This is a genomic window from Rhodococcus sp. NPDC056743 (assembly GCF_042790355.1).
Taxonomy (GTDB): domain Bacteria; phylum Actinomycetota; class Actinomycetes; order Mycobacteriales; family Mycobacteriaceae; genus Rhodococcus_F.
The window spans coordinates 777,316-799,412 of the sequence record NZ_JBHTZI010000001.1 but is presented as its reverse complement, the minus strand read 5'-3'; the positions used below and the strand labels follow the sequence as shown (position 1 = coordinate 799,412).

Annotated in this window: 20 protein-coding genes; 3 read left to right on the top strand and 17 right to left on the bottom strand. The window is 62.0% G+C overall.

Annotated elements, in window-relative coordinates:
- Nucleotides 1-22: 22 nt before the first annotated feature.
- From ACFRFQ_RS03575 to hemL, 7 genes are all read right to left on the bottom strand, one after another.
- Nucleotides 23-1,645, bottom strand: a complete 1,623-nt coding sequence (locus ACFRFQ_RS03575) for a MinD/ParA family protein (protein ID WP_378653132.1) — start codon at nucleotides 1,643-1,645, stop codon at nucleotides 23-25.
- Nucleotides 1,646-1,826: 181 nt separating this feature from the next.
- Nucleotides 1,827-2,789, bottom strand: coding sequence for a c-type cytochrome biogenesis protein CcsB (gene ccsB / locus ACFRFQ_RS03570; RefSeq protein WP_378653130.1), 963 nt, complete (start codon nucleotides 2,787-2,789; stop codon nucleotides 1,827-1,829).
- Nucleotides 2,786-4,450: a cytochrome c biogenesis protein ResB gene (locus ACFRFQ_RS03565; RefSeq protein ID WP_378653127.1), complete on the bottom strand. Its 1,665-nt coding sequence runs from the start codon at nucleotides 4,448-4,450 to the stop codon at nucleotides 2,786-2,788. The genes ccsB and ACFRFQ_RS03565 overlap by 4 nt, the downstream gene beginning before the upstream one ends.
- A complete protein-coding gene (locus tag ACFRFQ_RS03560) occupies nucleotides 4,447-5,277 on the bottom strand; it encodes a cytochrome c biogenesis CcdA family protein (RefSeq protein WP_033235467.1) in 831 nt (276 codons plus the stop codon). Before ACFRFQ_RS03560 ends, ACFRFQ_RS03565 begins: the two co-directional genes overlap by 4 nt.
- Nucleotides 5,274-5,885: a TlpA disulfide reductase family protein gene (locus ACFRFQ_RS03555; protein ID WP_378653124.1), complete on the bottom strand. Its 612-nt coding sequence runs from the start codon at nucleotides 5,883-5,885 to the stop codon at nucleotides 5,274-5,276. Before ACFRFQ_RS03555 ends, ACFRFQ_RS03560 begins: the two co-directional genes overlap by 4 nt.
- Nucleotides 5,882-6,541: a histidine phosphatase family protein gene (locus ACFRFQ_RS03550; protein WP_138869740.1), complete on the bottom strand. Its 660-nt coding sequence runs from the start codon at nucleotides 6,539-6,541 to the stop codon at nucleotides 5,882-5,884. Before ACFRFQ_RS03550 ends, ACFRFQ_RS03555 begins: the two co-directional genes overlap by 4 nt.
- A gap of 53 nt (nucleotides 6,542-6,594) precedes the next feature.
- A complete protein-coding gene (hemL, locus tag ACFRFQ_RS03545) occupies nucleotides 6,595-7,920 on the bottom strand; it encodes a glutamate-1-semialdehyde 2,1-aminomutase (protein WP_378653121.1) in 1,326 nt (441 codons plus the stop codon).
- 110 nt (nucleotides 7,921-8,030) lie between these two features.
- Here hemL and ACFRFQ_RS03540 point away from each other — a divergent pair, with 110 nt between their 5' ends.
- Entirely contained in the window at nucleotides 8,031-8,390 is a 360-nt protein-coding gene (locus tag ACFRFQ_RS03540; RefSeq protein ID WP_378653118.1) for a hypothetical protein, read from the top strand.
- A 31-nt stretch (nucleotides 8,391-8,421) separates the two neighbouring features.
- On the top strand, nucleotides 8,422-10,353 hold the full coding sequence (locus ACFRFQ_RS03535; protein ID WP_378653115.1) for an acyl-CoA dehydrogenase: 1,932 nt from the start codon (nucleotides 8,422-8,424) through the stop codon (nucleotides 10,351-10,353).
- Nucleotides 10,354-10,394: 41 nt separating this feature from the next.
- Here the strand turns inward: ACFRFQ_RS03535 and ACFRFQ_RS03530 are convergent, their stop codons facing one another.
- A complete protein-coding gene (locus ACFRFQ_RS03530) occupies nucleotides 10,395-11,417 on the bottom strand; it encodes a hypothetical protein (RefSeq protein ID WP_378653113.1) in 1,023 nt (340 codons plus the stop codon).
- 136 nt (nucleotides 11,418-11,553) lie between these two features.
- Between ACFRFQ_RS03530 and ACFRFQ_RS03525 the strand changes: the two genes are divergently transcribed.
- On the top strand, nucleotides 11,554-12,114 hold the full coding sequence (locus ACFRFQ_RS03525) for a TetR family transcriptional regulator (RefSeq protein ID WP_378653111.1): 561 nt from the start codon (nucleotides 11,554-11,556) through the stop codon (nucleotides 12,112-12,114).
- Here the strand turns inward: ACFRFQ_RS03525 and ACFRFQ_RS03520 are convergent.
- From ACFRFQ_RS03520 to ACFRFQ_RS03480, 9 genes are all read right to left on the bottom strand, one after another.
- The gene (locus ACFRFQ_RS03520; protein ID WP_378653109.1) at nucleotides 12,105-12,980 is read right to left on the bottom strand and encodes a TIGR03619 family F420-dependent LLM class oxidoreductase; all 876 of its coding nucleotides are present in this window, start codon (nucleotides 12,978-12,980) and stop codon (nucleotides 12,105-12,107) included. The genes ACFRFQ_RS03525 and ACFRFQ_RS03520 overlap by 10 nt on opposite strands.
- A gap of 125 nt (nucleotides 12,981-13,105) precedes the next feature.
- Nucleotides 13,106-14,719 carry an ABC transporter substrate-binding protein gene (locus ACFRFQ_RS03515; RefSeq protein ID WP_378653106.1) on the bottom strand — a complete coding sequence of 538 codons (1,614 nt, stop codon included), beginning with the start codon at nucleotides 14,717-14,719 and terminating at the stop codon, nucleotides 13,106-13,108.
- Between the two features lie 100 nt (nucleotides 14,720-14,819).
- A complete protein-coding gene (locus tag ACFRFQ_RS03510) occupies nucleotides 14,820-15,881 on the bottom strand; it encodes a DUF1214 domain-containing protein (protein ID WP_378653104.1) in 1,062 nt (353 codons plus the stop codon).
- A gap of 52 nt (nucleotides 15,882-15,933) precedes the next feature.
- Nucleotides 15,934-17,079, bottom strand: a complete 1,146-nt coding sequence (locus ACFRFQ_RS03505; RefSeq protein WP_378653102.1) for a sulfotransferase family protein — start codon at nucleotides 17,077-17,079, stop codon at nucleotides 15,934-15,936.
- A gap of 38 nt (nucleotides 17,080-17,117) precedes the next feature.
- A complete protein-coding gene (locus ACFRFQ_RS03500) occupies nucleotides 17,118-17,909 on the bottom strand; it encodes an SDR family oxidoreductase (protein ID WP_378653100.1) in 792 nt (263 codons plus the stop codon).
- Complete coding sequence (locus tag ACFRFQ_RS03495) at nucleotides 17,903-18,262, bottom strand: nuclear transport factor 2 family protein (protein ID WP_138869750.1); 360 nt, start codon at nucleotides 18,260-18,262, stop codon at nucleotides 17,903-17,905. Before ACFRFQ_RS03495 ends, ACFRFQ_RS03500 begins: the two co-directional genes overlap by 7 nt.
- Before the next feature lie 66 nt (nucleotides 18,263-18,328).
- Nucleotides 18,329-20,230: a sulfate adenylyltransferase subunit CysN gene (cysN, locus tag ACFRFQ_RS03490; RefSeq protein ID WP_378653098.1), complete on the bottom strand. Its 1,902-nt coding sequence runs from the start codon at nucleotides 20,228-20,230 to the stop codon at nucleotides 18,329-18,331.
- Nucleotides 20,230-21,135 carry a sulfate adenylyltransferase subunit CysD gene (gene cysD / locus ACFRFQ_RS03485; protein ID WP_378653096.1) on the bottom strand — a complete coding sequence of 302 codons (906 nt, stop codon included), beginning with the start codon at nucleotides 21,133-21,135 and terminating at the stop codon, nucleotides 20,230-20,232. The genes cysN and cysD overlap by 1 nt, the downstream gene beginning before the upstream one ends.
- Complete coding sequence (locus ACFRFQ_RS03480) at nucleotides 21,132-21,878, bottom strand: 3'(2'),5'-bisphosphate nucleotidase CysQ (protein WP_378653094.1); 747 nt, start codon at nucleotides 21,876-21,878, stop codon at nucleotides 21,132-21,134. Before ACFRFQ_RS03480 ends, cysD begins: the two co-directional genes overlap by 4 nt.
- Between the last annotated feature and the right edge of the window lie 219 nt (nucleotides 21,879-22,097).

Below are 22,097 nucleotides of genomic sequence, written 5' to 3'. Positions count from 1 at the left end.
CAGTAGGCCCCCTGCGCTCGTTTCAGCGCTGCAGCGGACGGCCGTAGTGCGAACGCGGGAAGTCGTCGGCAACGGCGGCAGCAAGTTCGAAGAGAGCGTCCCTGGTACCTGATCGAAGTCGATCGAGGTCAACCTCGGCGCCTTCTTCGAGGTGCGGATCGAATGGAATCAGCCGAACGGTGCGGCACCGCTGTTCGAAATGCTCCACTACCCGCGGTAGATCAACCTTCCCGGAACCAGGCCGCACTGCATTGATGACGGCAACGGCGTTGGAAACCAGCGCGCTGTGTCCATGTGCGTCGAGCCAGTCCAAGGTGGCGGAGGCGCTGCGAGCACCGTCGACGGAACCGGAGCTCACGACGATCAACGAATCTGCCTGTTCCAGAACCGCAGTCATGGCCGAATGCATCAATCCGGTTCCGCAATCGGTAAGAACAATGCTGTAGAACTTTTCGAGCATGGTGACGGTGCGGGTGTAGTCCTCCCCGCTGAATGCTTCCGAAACCGCCGGATCACTATCGGAGGCCAGCACTTCCAGACGGTGCCGACTCTGGGACGTGTAGCCACGAACGTCGCTGTACTTCTCGATGGTCGCTTCGTCACGCAGAAGGTTACGGACTGTGGCCGGGGTTTCGAGCGGAACCTTCTGGCTGAGCGTTCCACGATCCGGATTCGCGTCGATTGCAATGACACGATCACCGCGGACAGATGCAAACGTCGAGCCGAGAGTCGCTGTCGTCGTTGTTTTTCCAACCCCGCCTTTGAGGCTGAGTACCGCAACTTTGTAGCAGCCCTGCATGGGCTGATTGATCTTGTTCGTCAACTCGAGCATCTGCTGATCTTTGGCGCCGTTGCCGAGGTTGAGGCTTCGCCCCGACAACGTGTACACCGCCTTGCGCCAGCCGCCGACCGGAGCGGGCTTCACGGGTTTGAGCAACAGCGCATTGGACAGATCTTGCGCCGACATCGGCAGCGGTGACTCCGGCCGACCAGCCGCAGGCTGCGGTCCCACGATCGACGCTGGACCCGCGGCGGTCGGGCGCGGAACAGGCATCTGCGGATTTGGCATGTGCTGATTCGGCAGGGGCTGATTCGGCAGGGGCGGCGAAACAGGAACCCGGGCAGCAGGCGGCATCTGACCTGCCGGCGCGGGCGCAGCCGGAAAATACGGGCGGGGCGGCGGCACCTGTTGCGCCGCAGCGGGATTCACTGCACCGGGATTCACTGCCCCGGGATTCACTGCACCGGGATAGGCGGCACCCGCATTGCCAGTACCGTGATTCCGGCCGACACCGGGCGACGGTTCATAGGTTTGCGGCGGCAACGAGGCCGCGAATGGCCCGGACGCAAAGTGTCCGTTGGCCGGACCGGGAGGACCACCGGGGTACTGAATGGCAGGCGCACGCCCCGCGCTGGGGGCAGGCGGATTCGGGACAGGCGGATTGGGGACAGGAGCAGCAGTAGCGGGCGGAGTCGCGTTGTCCGTCGGCGCGACAAACAAGCTACGCATTCCCGGATCAACATCCTTGGGCGAGGCAGCAGTCGGTGCATGAACGGACTTCGGTGCGGCCTGCTGCTGTTGAGCCGGCGCCGGACGCACCGGTTCCCAGAGCCCCGCTCCCGCGTCGTCTTTCTTGTCAGCCATCGTCCGCCCCTGTCGAAATCTATTCCGTGTCGATCACCCAGCCCGGTACAGACACGACGATACAGCTATCGCGTAGCTAGTTTCCAAAGCTGGTACCCATCTGCTGCGTACCCCACCGCACATACATTGGGCGGACACAAAAGCCCGACCGGTCGGCGACAACCCACCGTACCGGATCGACTCAGGTCAGTCCCGCGTAGGAATGCAGGCCGGAAACGACCATGTTGATGATGAACAGATTGAAGAGCATCGCCACAAAACCTGCGATGTTGATCCAGGCGGCTTTCGTCTCACGCCAACCGGATGTTGCCCGGGCGTGCAGGTAGGCGGCGTAGATCACCCAGGCGATGAAGGACACCGTTTCCTTGGGATCCCAGCCCCAGAACCGGCCCCACGCCGCTTCCGCCCAGATTGCACCCAGGATTACTCCGGCACCGAACAGCGGGAAGGCGATGATGGTGCTTTTGTATGCCAGGCGGTCGAGCGTCTGGGCGTCGGGAAGCCGCTCGGCGATCCGGCCACCGATGCCTGAACCTTCTTCACCGGGCGGAAACTTCAGGCGCAGCAGGAACAAGATACTGGCGATGCCACCGATCATGAAGATGCCGGACCCGACGCTCACGATGGTCACGTGAATCGGCAGCCAGTAGGACCGCAGTGCGGGAACCACGGGTGCGGCGTCGGCGTAGAGAATGGTTCCGGCCAGGAACATCAGAATCAGCACCGGCACGAGGAGGAAGACCCACATCGACCGGTACGTTGCCTTCGCCAGCAGAACGTGACCGACCAACAACGCCGCAGCACACGCCATGGCAACGAACTCGTACATATTGCCGAGCGGGAATCGTGAGGTCGCAAACCCACGGAGCACGATCGACGCGATGATCAGGACGGTGCCGACAACCAGGACTGCACGTCCCATGCCACCGAAGCGCTCGGAAAGCGGCTTGGTCGGCTGCTCGGTCACGCGACCAGGCACAAGGGCGTCCCCACCCCCCGCGGCAATCAGTTCCTTCTCCTGAACGGATTTGGCGCGAGCCGACGCGTACTCCACGATCAGCAGCACAAACGCCAGAACCAGCACGGTAAAGGCTGATTTGAAGGCCCAGTCGCTGTACTGAGCGAGAGTCTCGTTGGTTGTCATCGGGCATTCTCCTGCACGTGCGGTGTGGTCACCGAGTTAGTCGAGTTGCTGTCTAGTAAACGATCTGCGAGACGATCGAACTCGTCGCCCCAGCCGGCGTGGTCGGTGCGGGCAAGTCCGCCAAGCTCTACTACCGTACGTCGTTCGTCATCGAGATAGATACGGGCCCAGATTCTGCGACGCTTGATCAGGAGTGAGACCAGCAGGCCCGCCATCATCGTCAATGCCGAGACGAGAACCCATTGCTGGGCCGGGTCGTGCGAAACCTGCAGGTTGACGAAGTCGACGGCACCGTCGAACCGTACCTGTGTACCGTCCGCCAATGTTGCGCTCTCGCCCGGAAACAGGTTGACCCGCTCCTGCTTGACCAGTCGGCCCTGATTGATGAGTTCGGTGTTGAGTTCGAACAGCGACTGCGGGTTACCGGTATCGAGGCCGGTGTCGCCCTTGTAGATGTCGATGGCGACTGCCGGATCGTTCATCGCAGGGAAGCTCGACGACAGCAGATTTCCGTGGAACAGCGCCGTCGGCGCGAACAGCCCTTCGATGGCGATCTGATTCTTGCGTCGCTCGTCGGCATCCGGGTACATACCGCCGGGCGGGTCGAAACGCATCGCACCACTGCTCAGGAAGGTGGTCGCGTCATCGGGTCGCCACTGAAGGGTCTCGGTGCGGGTCTCCCCGTTGGGGAAGGTGACCGTGAAGGTCGGCGCGTACCCGTGGCCCTGCAAGTACACGCGATCACCGGCAACACGCAGCGGGTGGTTCACCGCGATGGTGGTGTCGCGCCAGGTGTCGGAGTCGATGTCGTCGCCCGACTGGTACGAGATGTCCGAGGTGAACATCTCGGCCTGCCCGGTTTCCAGGTAGTCGGCCTCGAAGTTCTTGACCCGCACACACAGCGGCGTCATCCCGGTGCCGTCGAGGCTGAGTCCGGCAATGAAGGAGTCGAAGACGGCCGGCGACGTGGTGCAGAATCCCGGTCCGTCATTGGCGATCACAATGCGGTTGCCTTCGTAGCCGAACAGCTTTCCGGCCGCGATGGCAATCAGAAGCCCGACGAGCGATAGGTGGAAAACGAGGTTGCCGAATTCACGGAGGTACCCCTTCTCCGCGGAGATCGTGATTTCACCGTCGTGCCTCGACCGCTCGTCGTCGGTGCGGGTCTCGACGCGCCATCCTTTGAGCTCCTTGGACAGACGTGCAGCCAACTCTTCGGGCGTCTCGCCCGGAGCGACGCTCGACGTATGGTGCGGCAAGCGGGAGAGGTTGCGCGGGGCCGCCACGGGGCGGGTACGAAGAGCCTTCGCGTGCTCGACGCAGCGCGGCAGGATGCAGCCGACGAGCGAGATGAACAGCAGGGCGTAGATCGCGGTGAACCAGAAACTGCTGAATACGTCGAACAGTTCGAGCTTGTCCATCCAGGGACCCAAGGTGGGCCGCGCGGCGATGTAATCCGCAACCTTGCCCTCGTTGAGGGAACGCTGGGGCAACAGCGCGCCGGGAATTGCGGCGATCGCGAGGAGGAACAGCAGTACGAGCGCGGTCTTCATCGAGGTGAGACCACGCCACGTGTTGCGTCCGAGTGCGATGACTCGAGCGATCGGCGACTGCCGGGGCAATGCCGAAGTCGAGTTGTCGTGATTATCGTCAGCTGTCATATCGGCAGCGTCACCTCCGAGATAAATGCGTCACGGACCCAGCCGACGAACTGGTCCCACGCGCCCGTGACGAGGGCAATGCCCACTGCCACCAACATGATTCCGCCGAAAATCTGAATGGTTCGCGCGTTGCGGCGCAGCCAACCGACGCCGTTCAAGGCGCGGGCCGACCCGAGGGCCAAGATGATGAACGGCAAGCCGAGCCCGATGCAGTACGCCACGATCAACGTGACACCGCGAGCCGCGGTCATGCCTTCGGTTCCGGCGGCCACGGACATGACTCCGGCAAGCGTCGGGCCCAGGCACGGTGTCCAGCCGAGTGCGAACACACCACCGAGCAGCGGAGCGCCCACCAAGGAGGACACTCGACGCGGCTCGAAGCGGACATCTTTCTGCAGCGCGGGCACCAGGCCGATGAACACGAGGCCCATTGCGATCGTGACAACACCGCCGACGCGCATCAGCACGTCGCGGTTGATCAACAGTGTGGAGATGACGCCGAACACGGAAGCTGTCGCCAGTACGAAGACGACGGTGAAGCCGGCCACGAACAGTCCGGCGGCGCCGGCGACTCGCAGACGACTGCTGCGAGCGATAGTTCGCGTCCTGGCTTCGTCGGCCGTAATTGCCGGGGCGTCGGCACCGACAACCCCGGCCAGGTAGGACAGGTAACCGGGAACCAGCGGCACTACGCACGGTGAGGCAAACGAGACCAGACCTGCAAGCAGGCACGCCCCCAGTGCAAGAAATAGTGGCCCGGACGATGCCGCATTTTGAAATGCTTCTCCGACGCCCGCGCCGAGTGTTTCAGTACTTGCGAGTGTCATTGGTGCGCAGGCTCTTCCGCCGCTACTCGTTCGACAACGGGCAGGAGATCCTCGGCAAGCAATTCCTGCAGGAACACAGCGGCGACGCGATGCTGGCGGTCGAGAACGATGGTGGTCGGGATGACCGACGTCGGGTATCCCTTGCCGAGCGCGATCAGCGAGCGCATCGACGGGTCGTAGATCGACGGGTACGAGACCTTGTTGTCGATGACGAAGTCCTGTGCCTTGTTCTTGGTGTCGTCGCGAACGTTGATGCCGAGGAACTGCACTCCGGAATCACGCGTCTGCTCGTAAACCTGTTCCAAGTCGTCGGCTTCGGCACGGCACGGCCCACACCACTGGCCCCAGACGTTGAGGACGACAACCTGGTCCGGGAAATCACTGAGGCCGACAGTTGCGCCGTCCGTCATCAGATCCGGTCCGCTGAGCTTTCCGATGGTGCCTCGCTCGGACGGCGGATCGTAGAAGATCTTCGTCTGGCCACCGGGCGAGACGAAGTCGAAAGTGCCGCCCGTCTGAACGGCGTCGTCGCCGGTCGCGCAAGACGAGAGAACGAGCATCGCTGCGGCAGCCGTGGCGACTGCTGCTGCGACCTTGCGGAAAATCATGCTCCGGTCACTCTCGGATCGGATGCGCCCGCGGGCTCGGAGTAGATGATGTCGACGAGGGTGTCACCTTCGTAGACGAGCGAGGTGAGCGACGCAAGACCACACTGACGGTGACGCGGGTCGTGCCACAGGCGTTCGCCCTGCAGGAAGCGTCGCAGAGTCCACACCGGCAACTGATGACTCACGATGACGGCTTCGTGTCCGACCGCGGCAACGCGAGCGGCATTCACGGCAGCGAGCATGCGATGCGCAATCTGCAGGTAGGGCTCGCCCCATGACGGGGTGAACGGATCGCGCAACTTCCACCAGTGGCGCGGGCGCGAGAGGGCGCCGTCACCGACGGCAACCTTCAGGCCCTCGAACTCGTTGCCCGCCTCGATGACGTTGTCGTCGGTGGTGATGTCGAGGCCGTGCGCCTCGGCGATCGGGGTCGCAGTTTCCTGCGCCCGCTGCAACGGCGACGCGACAACATGAGTGATGTCGTGATCCGCCAGAACAGCCGCGACCGCCCGGGCCTGCGCCTCACCCGCTACCGACAACCGGAATCCCGGTAGCCGTCCGTACAGGATCCCGCGCGGGTTGTGCACTTCACCGTGGCGAAGTACATGCACGATCGTGCGGGTGGACGTGTGGTCTGGGTGATCGGCGTCGGTCACAGTCGAGGGTCCTAGCTGAAGTAGGTGTGGGCTGAAGAAGGTGAGTGCAGATCTCAGGGCTTGACGGCTGCCGCGGCAGCCTTTGCAGCGTGCGGCAGAGCGTCGGCGATGATCGAAAATGCCCGATCGTCGAGTGCAGCCGAGACGAACCAGGCCTCGAATGCGCTCGGCGGCGGGTACACGCCACGAGCGAGCAATTCGTGGAAGAACGCGGGGAACCGCCACGTCTGTGCGGCCTTCGCCTCGTCGTAATTCGTCACGGTGTTTTCGGAGAAGAACACGCTGACCAGTGTGCCCGCGTACTGCACCTTGTGGACGACGCCTTCCGCGGTGAGTGCGTCGGACATGAGCGTGCCGAGGGTGGTGGCGTTCTTTCCGAGCTTGGCGTAAACATCGGCGTCGGCAGCGCGCAGGTTCGCGAGACCGGCAGCAACGGCGACGGGGTTACCCGAGAGGGTGCCTGCCTGGTACACCGGGCCGTCTGGCGCAAGATGGCCCATGATGTCGGCGCGACCGCCGAACGCCGCGGCCGGAAGACCGCCGCTCATGACCTTGCCGAAGGTGTAGAGATCGCCGGCAACATTGTCGATGCCGTACCAACCGGACGCGCTGACGCGGAATCCCGTCATCACCTCGTCCATGATCAGCAGAGCGCCGTGCTCGCGGGTGAGTGCACGCAGTCCCGCGTTGAAACCGGGCAGCGGCGCAACAGCACCCATGTTTCCCGCAGCGGCCTCGGTGATGACACACGCGATGGCGTCCGGGTTGGCCGCGAATGCTGCGGCGACGGCGTCGAGATCGTTGTAGCGGACCACGATGGTGTCTTCGGCCTGCGCGCCGGTCACACCGGGTGACGTGGGCAATCCGAAGGTGGCAAGGCCGGATCCGGCGTCGGCCAGCAGGGCGTCGACGTGCCCGTGATAGCAACCGGAGAACTTGATGATCTTGCTGCGACCGGTGAATCCGCGGGCCAGTCGTACTGCGCTCATGGTGGCTTCGGTGCCGGAGTTGACGAGGCGAACCTTCTCGACCGGGGCGACCCTGGCAACGATTTCTTCCGCCAGCGCGATTTCACCTTCGGTGGGAGCACCGAAGGACAGGCCGCCGAGGGCTGCCTCGCGGACGGCTTCCACTACTGCGGGGTGGGCGTGTCCGAGGATCATCGGCCCCCACGACGACACGAGATCGACGTACTTGTTGTCGTCGACGTCGGTCAGTGTGTAGCCGGACGCCTCACGGATGAATCGAGGTGTTCCACCCACCGAACCGAACGCTCGGACCGGCGAATTGACGCCACCTGGAATCACGTTGCCGGCCCGCTCGAAGAGCCGAGCCGAGTTCGTTGCATGCACGTCGAAATCACCGGAAGACACAGTCACGACCTCCAGTGTCCCAGTTCTGTCGAATCTGACAACGACAGGGTGTAGGAGTTACGGCGCCGAAATGCGTTTTCCGGCCCCAACTGGCCAATTATGGGACTATTTGGGCCATGAGGCGACTGCTGACCACGCTGTTGATTCCAGTTGCGATTCTTGTCACATCCTGCAGCTCCGACGGGGAAACAGAGCCGCCGACCGCTACGACGGTGACATCCGCTGCGGGTTCGGCAGTCAGCTCGCCAGTCAGCTCGGCCCCGGCCACGCCCCGCACCGAGCCCGCCTTTCTGGGCGGTTGCTCGGCTGTCTCCGTCTACGTCACGCAGCAGACCCAGACCGGAGGTGCCCCGGCGGACGCGGCGGCGAACTTCCTGAAAATCGTGGAAAACGACCCGTCGTATCAAGCGATGCCCGACGCGGACAAAGAACTGTTCAGAGAAGGAATCGAAGCCGGCGCCGCCGGAAACTGCTGACAGGTTCCACGCTCGCGCTAGGGTCGATCCCATGGCCACCACAGCGGACCACCTCAGGATTACTCTCGACGGACGCTGGCGGGAGGTGCGGGAGCGAGTTCGCGGTGAACTGTCCGACGAACGTTTTGCCCCGCATTTCACTCCGAATCTCGCCATCGCCCGCACCAAGACCCTCGAACAGATGCGAGTTCTTGCCGATCTCGGTTATGCCGCAAACGGTTTCGCGGTAGCGCACGGCGGAACCGGAGATGCGGGCGGCGCCGTCACCAGCATCGAAATGCTCGCAATGTCCGACCTGTCCCTCATGGTCAAGGCCGGCGTCCAATGGGGACTGTTCGGCGGAGCAATCGAAAACCTCGGCACCGAACGCCACCACCAGGCCTACGTCAAACCCCTCATCGACCTGGAACTGCTCGGGTGTTTTGCCATGACCGAGACCGGCCATGGCAGCGACGTCCAGGAACTCGAGACCACCGCAACCTACGACGCGGCCACCGGCGAATTCGTGATCGACTCCCCCACTCCGTCGTCGCGTAAGGACTACATCGGTGGGGCTGCCGAACATGCCACCGTCGCAGCAGTGTTCGCACAACTGATCACCGGAGGCGAGAGCCAGGGCGTGCACTGCTTCGTCGTTCCGATTCGCGATGCCGCCGGAAACGACCTCCCCGGCGTCACGACGTCGGATTGCGGCTTCAAGGGCGGACTACCCGGAGTCGACAACGGGCGCATCATGTTCGATCACGTGCGCATCCCCCGCGACAACCTACTCAACCGCTACGCCGACGTTGCCGAGGACGGTACGTACAGCTCGGCAATCGAGAACCCGAATCGGCGGTTCTTCACGATGGTGGGAACGCTGGTTCGTGGACGTGTCACCGTCGGCGGTTCCGCAGCAGCAGCAGCACGGGTCGGCCTGGCCATCGCCAGCCGATACGCCCTGCAGCGCAGGCAGTTCAGCGCCCCTAAGAGCGACAACGAAGTCCTGATCATGGACTACCTCGTCCACCAGAAGCGCCTGCTCCCCCTGATCGCGCGGTCGTACGCTCTGCAGTTCGCGCAGAACGAACTGGTTGCCGCGATGCATGACATCCAGAGCAGCGAGAACCCGGAACCACAGGAGCAGCGCGAACTCGAGGGACGAGCCGCCGGACTCAAGGCAGCCAACACGTGGCATGCCACTCGCGCCATTCAGGAGGCGCGCGAAGCCTGCGGCGGCGCAGGCTATCTCGCCGAGAACCGTCTCACCGCCTTGAAAGCCGACACCGATGTCTTCACGACATTCGAGGGCGACAACCATGTGCTGACGCAATTGGTTGCCAAGGAACTGCTCACGTCCTACGCCGACGAAGTGCGCGGCATGAGCCCCGTCGACTGGATGCGTTTCGCCGCTACGACGGTCTCCGACGTGGTCAAGAAACGTACTGCGGCCCAACAGATCCTGCAGACCATTGTCGACACGCGACAGGACAACGAGGAGGACGGCAGCCTCTTCAACCGCGGTACTCAGATGAAGATGTTCGAGGATCGCGAGGAGTACCTGCTCTCCACGGCTGCACGGAGATTGCAAGCAGCGCAGAAGCGCGAGGAGAATCCGTTCGACGCATTCAACTTCGTGCAGGACCACGTGCTCGAGGCCGCGCAGGCGCACATCGAGCGCGTCATCCTGGAAGCCTTTGTCGCCGGTATCGATTCATGCGAGGACGAGGCGGCGAAGGAACTTCTCGGTGAGGTCTGCGACCTCTACGCGCTTTCCGTCATCGAAGAAGACAAGGCCTGGTTCATGGAGCACCGGCACCTGTCCGTGGAACGGTCGAAGGCCGTCACGCGCGGCATCAACGAACGCTGCCGCACTCTGCGCCCGCATATCGCGACACTGATCGACGGGTTCGGAATTCCGGAATCGCTGCTGGGCTCGGCGATGTTGGATGGTGACGGCACGGACGCCGTGCGGCTGAAGTAAAAAAATCAGGTGGGGCTGGTAAGCACCAGCCCCACCGATTCTTATTGTGCTACTGCTTTCTTCGACTGCCGCGAGGCAACCAGACCCGTGAGTCCGAGAGCCGCGACCAACCAGATACCGAGAACGATCAGGTGCGGGCCGGCGCCGTTGCCACCGAAGTAGATGACGGAACGAATGGGCTCCATGGCCGCCGATCCGAGCCAGAACGAGTGGATGTGCTGCCAGAACCCCGGCAGGAACGACACCGGAATCGCGCCGCCCGAACTCGGGAAGTTGATGAAGACCAACACCGTCAAGACTGCGAAGATCGCGGCCTGGCCGAGCAGTCGATTCAGCAGGATGCTCACGGCACCGACGGTGAAGGTGTACACCATCGAGATCCCCAGCAGTTGCAGGATCTGACCGAATGACGCCCCGAATGCGTGCATGAAGATGCTGGTAATTCCGAAGGCGATGAGCGGGGTGAGGATGGCCGCACCAGCCAGAATCGAATACTGCTCTTTGAGACGCATTCTCGGCGCGACCTGGCTGAGCACGGTGATGGTGAGGTATCCGCCGAGGGTGCAGACGATCAGGAAGTAGAAGAGTCCGACGGTCGACGAATCACGCGCGGTGACGGGTGCCGAGTCGACCACGGTGACCTGCTGCCCGGTCTGGTCCGCGATGGAATGGGCCAGATTCGTCACCACGGAAACCGTCGAGGCGCCCGCTCCGGTGGCGATGTGCGCGGTGACGGTGTCACCGATCTCGATTGCGCCGATGGCATCGCGATTGTTGATGCGATCGATGGCGTCGGCGACGTTGTCGGTGGCGACGATGTCGAACTTGTCGCCGGACGACGCTTCGATTCCGTCGATCAGGGGCGCCGTGACGGATGCGGGGCCGGCTACGACGATCGGCGCCTGATTCGGCATCGGCGAGTGGAAGGCACTGACGTAGCACAGGCAGAACATGATGACGAAGAACAGCGGGAAGGCGAGGCCACTTCCCACCATTTTCCAGTTCGTGGGTGGATCGACCGGCTGCGCCGTTTCGCACGGGATCCTGACGTCGGTTTCTGTCATATTTCTGCTCTTTTCCGCTATCTGCACCTAGTCTGTCAACACTGTTGACAGACTCAACAGTCAACACCGTTGACAGGCTAGAGTCAACAGTGTTGACAGTTAGGTCGGCGTGAGAACGAGCACAGAGGTCGATGTCGTGACGGAACACAAACGGATTTCAGAGCAAGAGCATCCCTCGACGCCTGAGGCGATTCGCGCTGCGGCATTCCAACTGTTCGGCGAGCACGGATTCGGCGGCACATCCGTTCGGGCCATCGCCAAACTCGCCGGGATCGATCCGGCACTGGTGATACGTCACTTCGGTTCGAAGGAATCACTGTTTCTCGAAACCACACCGGTCGAGGACTACTTCAAGGGGTCGTTCGACGGCCCCCTCGACACACTCGGCGAGCAGATCGCCACATTTATCCTGGGCAAAGCGGACGCCCGGATGCTGTCGGTCCACACCGCACTCATGCGGGCGTCCGACAGTCCGCGCATCCGCGAGCGACTCCGCGAGATGACAGGCACGTTTGCCACCAACCTCGCCGCCCGTCTACCGGGCGACGACGCCTACACGCGCGCACTCCTCGTCTCCGCCCAGGTTTCAGGACTGTTGAGCACGCTCAGCGCCGAGAGCATTCCACCGACGACCGATCGCGACCAGTTGGCAAAACTCTACGGCCGGGCGATGCAGACGCTGATCGATCAGTATTGAGTGATGACCTCGTCGGCAAATCGCCGAATCGAGTCGAGCCGTCCCTGACGATCTCCCGGGTCGACGCCGTAGCGATACCATGGCAACACTCTGATTTCCGTGACGCCGAGAGTTTCGAGTTCGCGATATCCACCGAGATCGCGAACATCCGTCGGCGAGACGTTGATGTCGAATGGGACGTCTGCGCGACCGAATTCAGCACGCAGCTGAGCGAGACGGTCAATGGCAGAAGCCAATTCAGCTTTGGTCGTGTTCACCGACATCCAACCGTCGGCAAGCCTGGCGGCACGGCGCAATCCAGGCTCACTGTGCCCACCGATGTAGATCGGGACGGAAATCTCCGGAGCCGGACTGATCATGAGTGCGTCGAAATCGTAGTGCTTGCCGTGGTATTCAACCCATTCCGGGCCACGACCGGCGCATACGGCCTTGATGATCTCGATTGCTTCGTCGGTACGCGCACCACGGGTACGCATCTCGGTGCCGGTGAAGGTGAATTCCTCGGGAATCCAGGACAACCCGGCGCCGAGCGCGATCCGGTTCCCCGACATCACCGCCATCGTCGATACCTGCTTCGCCGTCAACAACGGATCACGGAGTGGAAGCTTGAATACATTGGTGTAAAACCGAATTCGTGACGTCACTGCTGCCATTGCCGTCATGGCAATGAAAGGATCCGGCATCGGCGTCTCGGGTGCCCACATCCGCTTGCCGTCAGCGGTGTACGGATACGGCGCCGATACCTGCTCCGGATAGAACACGGAATCCGGCATCGCGATACTGTCGAACCCGGCTTCTTCCGCGGCCTGAGCCAACTCGCACAGTTCCAGAGCGTCGATCATCGCGCCCGCCAACGACCACTTCATCGTTCCACCATTTTCATCGCTACTCGACTGACATTGTCATACACGACCGTATTGTCTTGCAGCAAGCAATTACTCGACAGATCCTGATGACCGGGACGGCCATCAGGATCGCTCTCGTACCCAACTTAATTCGGCGAGATCCAGGCGTCGTCGAGGAACATGATGTCGGTGATGTTGCGTTTGACGCCGTGAATGTTGTCGTCCCACGCGGTCAATACCGATGCCGGGCCCCAGATTGCGTAAGGCACAGTCTGATTGGCATACTCCTGCACCTTGCTGATGGCGTCACGGACAGCATCGTCTGTCGGCGCAGTCTGCACAGCTGTGACCAGTGTGTCCATCTGCGGGTCCGCGAAGCCGGAAGGATTGTTCTTCGAATCACTGGCCATGCTGTTGTACAAGTTGATGTACGGCGCTTCTTCCCCGACCGGAGCACCGCCGCGGGTCATATCGAAATCATGGTCTTTGTACACCCGCCGGACCAGATCCGTCACGTCGGTTGCATAGTCGATTGCAACGTCGAAGCCGATTGCGTTCAGCGACGCCTGCACTGTGAGTGCGGTTGCCTGCTGGCCCGGCTCCGAGGTTGTGAGGTAGCGGAGTTTCCCGTCGTACCCGTCTGCTTTCGCTTGGTCGAGCAGCGCCTTTGCCTTCACCTGATCGAACGGAATACCCGCGGTGTTGTTGTACCAGCGCGACGTCTCCGGAACCAGTTCGGAACTGGCGGTACCTAATCCGTTGTTCGCACGGGTATTGATCGCTTCCGGATCCACCCCGTAGGCGATCGCCTGACGGACGCGAACGTCGGCTCCTGGCCGGCCCTCACGGTTGTTGATCGTGCCGATCCCGTTCTGCCCGGTGGGACTGAGATAGCCGGAGTACCCGTCATCGAGAGCTTGTTTGATAACAGCCTCGTCGCGAAGGATGTACGTCATGTCGATTTGACCACTCTTCAGCGATTCGTACTGAGATACTGCGCCCGACGTGGGAACAAACCGCACCGTGTCGAGCGGAGGTCTACCACCCGGATAATCCGTGCGCGCGGCGAGTATCAACTCTTCGTGCGGCGCGAACTTGGCCAAAGTGAACGGCCCCGCCCCGATCGGGGTGAATGTTCCACCGGCCTCGGAGCTTCGCGCAACGATCATTCCGGGCCCGAGCGACAACAACGCCGGAAATTGACGCCACGGTCGTAGGAGCCTGAACTCCACAGTGGTGGCGTTCGGCGTATCGACTCGGTCGACAATGTTCAACCATGTCTGCGACACATCGCCCTTGCCCGCAACGAATCGATCGATGCTCCACTTCACCGCCTCCGCGTCGAGTGGGCTTCCGTCACTGAAGGTCAGACCGTCTGCCAAAGTGACGGTGTACGACGTGAAGTCGGCGTTGTTCGTCAGCGACGTCGCGAGTTGCGGCACAAAGCTCCCACTTACGGAGTCGCTGCGCACCAGCGTGTCGTAAATTGCGGCCATTTCGGTTCCGCCGGTCGAGCCGGCGGCTTGGGTTTTGGTGGGATCCAACGAGGACGGGAACGAGTAGGACCCGAAGGTCACGGTCCCGCCGTCAACCGGCTCTCCGGCGTCCTGCGCGCCTACAAAACCCGCTGCACCGCTACTTGTTTGAGAGTTCGCGCTTGACGACTCGCCATTGCTCGACGCGCAGCCGGTCAACAACAATGCACCGGCAATGCCGAGCGCGATCAGTCGAGTTCCTGATCGAATTATTCTGGTGTGCATACGATTCCCATACTGAAGTTGCGCGCCGGATGTCGTACTACGCGGCCCATACGACCGCGTAGTACGACTGTTCACACCGGACCGAGTGAGCCTGCTTGCTTTAGAGCTTGATTACCTTCGACGTCGGGATCGGGTGCGAGTCCGCCTTGATCCAGCGCATCGCCCACGTCCCCTCCGCGTGCGAATCGGTGTTGATCCAGTTGCCGTAACCCGGATCCTTCGCCGCCACCACGATTGTCAGGGTGCCGTCGTCGTTGAGCTTCGCGGTGTGATTGTTGATGTAGATGTTCGTCCGGTTGTAGTCGAGCGACTCCACCCAGAAGTTCTGCAGCACGAAGTTGAAGTACTCGCAGTTGGGGACCTCGGTTTCGATGACCCACGCCTCGTCCTCGGCGAGCTTCCAGTAACCGTGCAAGTAGAAGATCGTCGGATCGCCGCCGGCGTTCTGGAAGTAGTCCTGTCCCCAGTCGAAGATCTCGTTGGTGTGCGGCTGGAACTTGCGCGACCATTCGAGGAAGGTCTCCGCCATCCCCTTCACGATCCCGACCGACTTACTCAGGCGCACGCCCAACTCTTCCGGACTCAGCGGCTCGAAGTCGCCGTCCGGGTTCAGGCACTCGATGTTCAGGTCACCGACAACCTCGTTGCGCCGATCCTGGTGGGTCTGCCGGACCGAGATGAGGTTGCTGTCGACGGCCAGCGGCAGCCAGGCACCCTCTGCCGGCTTGTCCACGCTTGCGATGAACTCGAAACGGCCGTTCTCGTCGACCTCGAGGTCGTGAATATGCAGGTCACCGGTCTGCAGCATTGTCCCGTCGATGTGGTACCGATTGACGCGGGAGCCGAAGGTGATCAGCGGGATCGTGCCGCGGGTGCCGATGATCCGGTAGCTGTACTTACCGGAAATGTTGGCGCGCATGTAGACATTGTCCGGGTTGTCGGCACCGATCTTCGTCATCATGTTGGGGTTCGGCGCCGAGGTGAACTTCGGCCAACGCGGATCGGTGTACTCGACGCAGTTGATCGTGCCGTAGCGGAGCAACCGACTCAGGTAACGGACGCCTTCGGCCTGGGTCAGCGGATCCTGAGGAACGATCTCGTCCTCGAGGACCTTTCCGACCTCGAGCAGCTCTGCGCAGAACTTTTCCCAAGTGGCATTCATACGAGTATCCCTGTTCTGGTTGATGTTTCGATGGTCATGACTGTCTTGGTGTTCAGGGCGTTGTGGCGAATTTCGCTTCGACGTCGGCAGCGCTCACGCCGAACTCCTCGAGGGAATAGCGGTGCGACGGACGACGGTGCTCAGCCAGGCTGGCCTGGTGCGACGCCTCCACCGCGGCGCGAGCCTCGTCGGTGAAGGGCAGGGCGAACTGTGCGTAGATCTTCTCGACGGTGCCGACTGCATCGGAGATGAAGTCCTTGTAGTCGACGTCGATGAACTGATCCGGGTTGTAACGGGTACGAGCACTGTTGAAGTTCGCATTCCCGCGCGCCCACAGGTCGAGTTGAGTGCGCCCGATGGCCGGACGGTCGAATGCCCTCGACATGTCGTGGCCGCCCTGCTCCGCGAGGCTGAAAGTGGACGCCATCGACGTCAGTGGGTCCCGGAAGGTGCGAACGAACAACGCGTCGGGATAGACCTTCAAGATCTCGTCGATCGCGAAGACATGGCTCGGACTCTTGAGCACCCACCGTCGGTCCGTGTCGTGGAGTCCGATCAACTGCAGGTTCTTCTTGTGCCGCGCGTACGTTTCGGTCCAGTCCTGCTTCGCCAGCCACTGGGTGTAACTCGGCACGTATGCGACGGTCTCGAAGGCAGTGGAGAGCATCGTCTGCTGCAGCAACCGCCAACATTCCTCGACTTCCTCCGCTCCCATGAAATGCACCTTCATCAGGTCCGCCTCGTTGCGCTGGCGGGCGCGGTAGAAGGCGTCGGCACGCACGTAATCCTCGTTCTCCGACCACTTGTCGCGATCGGGACGCGGCTGCGGCGTCTCCGCGAGCCACATCTCGGCACCCTGATGCGCCGGGTCCGCACCGAGCAACCGATGGAGCGCGGTGCTACCGGTTCGCGTCAATCCGACTACGAAGATCGGACGCTCGATCGGAACGTCGACGTGCTCGGGGTATTTCGCGAATCCGGCCTCGCTGGTCAGACGTCCCGCGAGCGCACCGATGATCATCTTGCGGGCGATCACCTTGCCGTGCGGAGTGAGGTCGGCCTCCTGTTGGAACGACTCGAGCAGAACCTGAAGGCCTTCGAGGTAACCGTCACTGCCGAAATCTTCGTAACCGGCCACCTCGCGCGCGGCCTGGTGCAGATCCTCGATCGAACCGATGCCGTCGTAATCCTGTGTCATCTGTAATTCCTGTGTCCGTAGTTGCGGGTGAGAGTGGTTCAGTGGTGGGTGTGACCGCAGTTGACGTCGAGACATTGCCCGGCGATGGCTCTGGCCGAATCGGACAAGAGGAAGACGACGGCATTGGCGATGTCGTCGGGTTCGGGTAGCCGGCGCAGATCGGCGCCCGCAGCAATCTCGTCGTAAATGACCTTGGGGTCGACTCCTGCTGCCGCCGCCTTCTTCTCGAACATGTTCTTGACCGAGTCCGCCCAGATGTAGCCGGGAGCAACAGAGTTCACTCGAATCCCCTTGGGGCCGAGGTCGATCGACAAACTGCGTGCCATTGCTAAGAGTCCGGCTTTCATGATGCGGTAGGCCCCGAACCCCGGAAGCTGATTGCGCAGCACCATCGACGTCACCATCACGACGGAGCCCTGCGCCTCGGTCAATGCCGGCACCAAGGCGCGTGTGACGTTCAACGCCGCAAGCAGGTTGATGTCGATACCCGACTGGATGGACGCCAAGTCAGCGTCCAGAAGCGGGACCTGTGCCGGTTGGACGAACGCGTTGTTCACGAGGCAGTCCACGGCACCGAACTCGGCGACCGCAGTCTCCGCCAACGACGCGATCGAATCGACGTCGGTGAGATCGGTCGGAACTGCCAACGCAATTCCGCCGCGGTCACGGATCTCGGTCGCCACCGATTCCAAACGTTCGGGCGTGCGGGCGGCCAGAACAACTTTCGCTCCGGCCGCCGCACTCTGCAGCGCGATCGAACGACCCAGCGCCGGCCCTACTCCGGATACCACCACCACTTTGCCGGCCAGCAGGCCGTTGGCGCTCAACACAGTGCCTGCGGATCGAGAACCACACTCAGAGAAACGATCTTGCAGTTCTCGTCGAACTCGAAGAGATCCGAGGCGGCGAAGTCGGGGATACCAACGCGCTGCACCCGCAGCTGCATGGCTGCATACTTTCCCGCCACCACAATCGGCCCGAGCAGGCTCACCGTGAAGTCGACCTGCGCGTTCGCCGTGTCGAATGCGCGAATCTCGTCGATCCCTCGGTAGGTCTTGACCCCCAGAGGTTCGTGTTGAACGGCGTCGGCGGCAAACAGCGCAACCAACTGGTCAACGTCGTGACTTCCGAGATACTTGACGTAATCTTCTACGGCAGAAATGATTTCAGCCCTGTCAGGCACAGCTACTCCTCGTTGTTCGGTGGGTGCGGGAAAGTAGTTCTACGGGTCAGGCGGCAGTTCTACGGGTCAGGAGATGGTTCCGCGGGCGCGGAGATAGTCGATGATCACACCCGCAGCATCCTCGGTCGTAGTCACAGCGGTGTCGATGTGAATATCCGGGTTCTGCGGCGCTTCGTAGGGTGAGTCGATGCCGGTGAAATTCGCCAACTCCCCCCGCCGAGCCTTCTTGTACAGGCCCTTGGGATCTCGCTCCTCTGCAACGGCAAGAGCGGTATCGACGAAGATCTCGACAAACTGGTTGTCGCCGATCAATTCACGAGCCGCATGACGTTCAGCCTCGAACGGCGAAATGAACGACGCGAGGACGATCAGGCCGGCGTCTGCCATCAGGCGAGTGACTTCGGTGACGCGTCGGATGTTCTCGACACGGTCGGCTTCGGTGAACCCGAGGTCTCGATTCAACCCGTGGCGAACGTTGTCGCCGTCGAGAAGGTAGGTGTGTGCGCCGAGAGCATGCAGTTGGCGCTCGAGGTCGTTGGCGATAGTCGACTTTCCCGACCCGGAGAGGCCGGTGAACCACAGGACTGCGGGCTTGTGTCCTTTGAGCCTGGTGTGCGCAGCCTCGTCGACGTCGACGGATTGCCAGTGGATGTTGTCGGACCGGCGCAGCGAGTGCGTGATCATGCCGGCACCGACGGTTCCGTTGGTGAGGCGGTCGATGAGGATGAAACTGCCGGTGTCGTGGTTGCCGGTGTACGGGTCGAACGGGACCGGCCGATCGAAACTGATGTTGCACACACCGATTTCGTTGAGCTCGAGGGTTGTCGTTGCGGTCTTTTCCAGTGTGTTGACGTTGATCTTGTGTTTCGGTTTCGTGATGCGCGCGGTGACGGTGACGGTACCGATCTGGCACAGGAACGGCCGTTCTGGCAGCATGGGTGCCTCGCCCATCCAGACGATGTGGGCTTCGAACTGATCGGCAACAGCCGGTGGATTGTCGCCGATGGACAGCACGTCGCCGCGACTGATGTCGATCTCGTCGGTGAGGGTGATGGTGACCGAGCGGCCGGCGCCGGCAACGTCGAGGTCCCCGCCCATGGTCACGATGCGCTCGACGGTGGACGTCTTTCCACTGGGGAGCACGCGGATGGGATCACCGGGAGAGACTGTGCCGGAGACGATCTGGCCGGAGAATCCGCGGAAGTCGAGGTCCGGTCGGTTGACCCACTGCACGGGCATCCGGAACGGAGCCGCGGCGGCGGCATCGTCGATGTCCACGCTTTCGAGATGTTCGATCAGACTCGGCCCGGAGTACCACGGGGTATTCGCACTGCGCTCGGTGAGATTGTCGCCCATGTACGCCGACATCGGAATCGCGACAAAACCGTCGAGACCGATTTCGTGAGCGAAGGCCGTGTAGTCCGCGGTGATGGCGTCGAAGACCTCTTGCGAGTAGTCGACGAGGTCGAGTTTGTTGACGGCGAGCACCACGTGCTTGATCCCGAGCAACGACACGAGATACGAGTGCCGACGGGTCTGAGTCAGGATGCCTTTGCGGGAGTCGACGAGGATGACCGCGAGGTCGGCGGTCGATGCGCCGGTGACCATGTTTCGGGTGTACTGCTCATGGCCGGGTGTATCGGCGACGACGAACTTGCGACGTTCGGTCGTGAAGTAGCGGTAGGCGACGTCGATGGTGATGCCCTGCTCACGTTCGGCTGCGAGACCGTCGACGAGGAGCGCGAAGTCGAGCCCTTCGCCCTGGGTGCCGCTCTTGCGTGAATCGGCTTCGAGTGCCGTCAGCTGGTCGTCGAAGACGAGTTTCGATTCGTAGAGCAGGCGGCCGATCAGGGTGCTCTTGCCGTCGTCGACGCTGCCGCAGGTGATGAATCGCAGCATGCTCTTGTTCGCGTGACGTTCGAGGTATGTCTCGATGTCGTCGGCGATCAGATCCGAGGAAACAGTCATCAGAAGTACCCTTCTTGCTTCTTCTTTTCCATCGACGCACTGGAGTCGTGGTCGATGACCCGTCCCTGGCGTTCGGAAGTGGTGGTGAGCAACATTTCCGAGATGATCTCGGTCAGGCTGGTGGCGGTCGATTCGACGGCGCCGGTCAGCGGATAGCAGCCGAGGGTGCGGAATCGAACGCTCTTGAGTTCCGGGGTTTCTCCCGGCAGCAACGGCATCCGGTCGTCGTCGACCATGATCAGTGCGCCGTCGCGTTCGACGACGGGGCGCTTGTCGGCAAAGTACAGCGGAACGATCGGAATCTCTTCCTGGCGTATGTATTCCCACACATCGAGCTCGGTCCAGTTCGAGAGCGGGAAGACGCGCAGGCTCTCTCCCGGTGCTTTGCGGACGTTGTACATCCGCCACAGTTCCGGTCGCTGCTGCTTGGGGTCCCAGCGGTGCGCTGCCGATCGGATCGAGAAGATCCGTTCCTTCGCCCGGGATTTTTCTTCGTCACGGCGAGCGCCGCCGAACGCGGCGTCGAACTTGTAGTGATCGAGGGCTTGTTTGAGGCCTTCGGTTTTCCACATGTCGGTGTGGACGGCGCTGCCGTGTGTGAACGGGTTGATGCCCTGTTTGACGCAGTCCGGGTTGGTGTAGACGATCAGATCGAGATCGCCTGCGGCCGCGGTCTCGTCGCGGAGCTTGTACATTTCGCGGAACTTCCACGTCGTGTCGACGTGCAGCAGCGGGAACGGCAGCTTCGACGGGTAGAAGGCCTTGCGCGCCAGATGCAGCATCACGGCGGAGTCCTTGCCCACCGAGTACAACATCACCGGGTTCTCGCTCTGCGCAACAGCTTCGCGCATGATGTGGATGCTCTCGGCTTCGAGCCGTTCGAGATGAGTCAGTGTCGTGGTCATCGGCCCAGTTCCTCCAGTGCTTTCGGGGCGAGTTCTGGTCGGCAGATCAGCAGATCCGGCAACCACGGGTTTTCCTGGTTGTAGCGAAGTTCGCTGCCATCGATACGTGAAACATGCAGTCCCGCAGCGCGTGCGACCGCGACAGGTGCCGCCGAATCCCACTCGTACTGCCCGCCCGCATGGGCATAGATGTCTGCGTCTCCGGATACGACCGCCATTGCCTTGGCTCCGGCGGATCCCATTTCGATCAACTCCGCGCCCATCGAGTCGGCCATGCGCATGACCGGTTCCGGACGACGCGTCCGCGACACCACAACGCGAACCGGCGTTGCGGTATCGCGTCCGGTTCGGTCGTCGCTGCTGGCATAGGTGACGCCGAGGGCAGGCATTGCAACCGCACCTGCTGTGAGCGCACCGTTTTCGGTCAGTGCAACATGCACGGCCCAGTCCGATCGGCCGGCTTCACCGTATTCACGGGTGCCGTCGAGCGGGTCGACGATCCATACCCGATCCGCGTTCAACCTCGCGAGGTCGTCAGCGCCTTCCTCCGACAACACTGCATCTGCGGGGAAGCGGCGGGCAAGTTCGGCGACGATGAAGTCGTGACTGAGCCGATCTGCGGCGTTCTTGAAAGTCACGGCATCCACGTCCGCCGCACCGAGGGATTTCCGGTGTTCGAGCAGAAGTTCTCCAGCCGCAGCGGCGATGTCGATCGCCGCGCGTTCATCGTTGGTGCGTGTCATAGGTACTCCACAACTGTGTAGACCTCCCGATGGATACGGGAAGAAACGTCAGGCCGACCGCAGAGTGTCCAGCGCTATGCACTGGTCTCGATGTGGTCTGCGCCATAGCGTAGCACCAGAATGAACGATGTTCATTCTAATTCGAACAATGTTCTTTCTGTGATTCATATCACTGAACAGCAAAACCTATGGTCAAGAACGAACGACGTTCATTCGCGA

Coding starts and splice junctions, on each gene's coding strand:
- cysD (WP_378653096.1), bottom strand. CDS start 21,135: ATGACCACGACACTGACTCATCTCGAACGGCTCGAAGCCGAGAGCATC.
- ACFRFQ_RS03515 (WP_378653106.1), bottom strand. CDS start 14,719: ATGCACACCAGAATAATTCGATCAGGAACTCGACTGATCGCGCTCGGC.
- ACFRFQ_RS03555 (WP_378653124.1), bottom strand. CDS start 5,885: ATGATTTTCCGCAAGGTCGCAGCAGCAGTCGCCACGGCTGCCGCAGCG.
- ACFRFQ_RS03510 (WP_378653104.1), bottom strand. CDS start 15,881: ATGAATGCCACTTGGGAAAAGTTCTGCGCAGAGCTGCTCGAGGTCGGA.
- ccsB (WP_378653130.1), bottom strand. CDS start 2,789: ATGACAACCAACGAGACTCTCGCTCAGTACAGCGACTGGGCCTTCAAA.
- ACFRFQ_RS03535 (WP_378653115.1), top strand. CDS start 8,422: ATGGCCACCACAGCGGACCACCTCAGGATTACTCTCGACGGACGCTGG.
- cysN (WP_378653098.1), bottom strand. CDS start 20,230: ATGACTGTTTCCTCGGATCTGATCGCCGACGACATCGAGACATACCTC.
- ACFRFQ_RS03565 (WP_378653127.1), bottom strand. CDS start 4,450: ATGACAGCTGACGATAATCACGACAACTCGACTTCGGCATTGCCCCGG.
- ACFRFQ_RS03505 (WP_378653102.1), bottom strand. CDS start 17,079: ATGACACAGGATTACGACGGCATCGGTTCGATCGAGGATCTGCACCAG.
- ACFRFQ_RS03540 (WP_378653118.1), top strand. CDS start 8,031: ATGAGGCGACTGCTGACCACGCTGTTGATTCCAGTTGCGATTCTTGTC.
- ACFRFQ_RS03480 (WP_378653094.1), bottom strand. CDS start 21,878: ATGACACGCACCAACGATGAACGCGCGGCGATCGACATCGCCGCTGCG.
- ACFRFQ_RS03575 (WP_378653132.1), bottom strand. CDS start 1,645: ATGGCTGACAAGAAAGACGACGCGGGAGCGGGGCTCTGGGAACCGGTG.
- ACFRFQ_RS03530 (WP_378653113.1), bottom strand. CDS start 11,417: ATGACAGAAACCGACGTCAGGATCCCGTGCGAAACGGCGCAGCCGGTC.
- ACFRFQ_RS03560 (WP_033235467.1), bottom strand. CDS start 5,277: ATGACACTCGCAAGTACTGAAACACTCGGCGCGGGCGTCGGAGAAGCA.
- ACFRFQ_RS03520 (WP_378653109.1), bottom strand. CDS start 12,980: ATGAAGTGGTCGTTGGCGGGCGCGATGATCGACGCTCTGGAACTGTGC.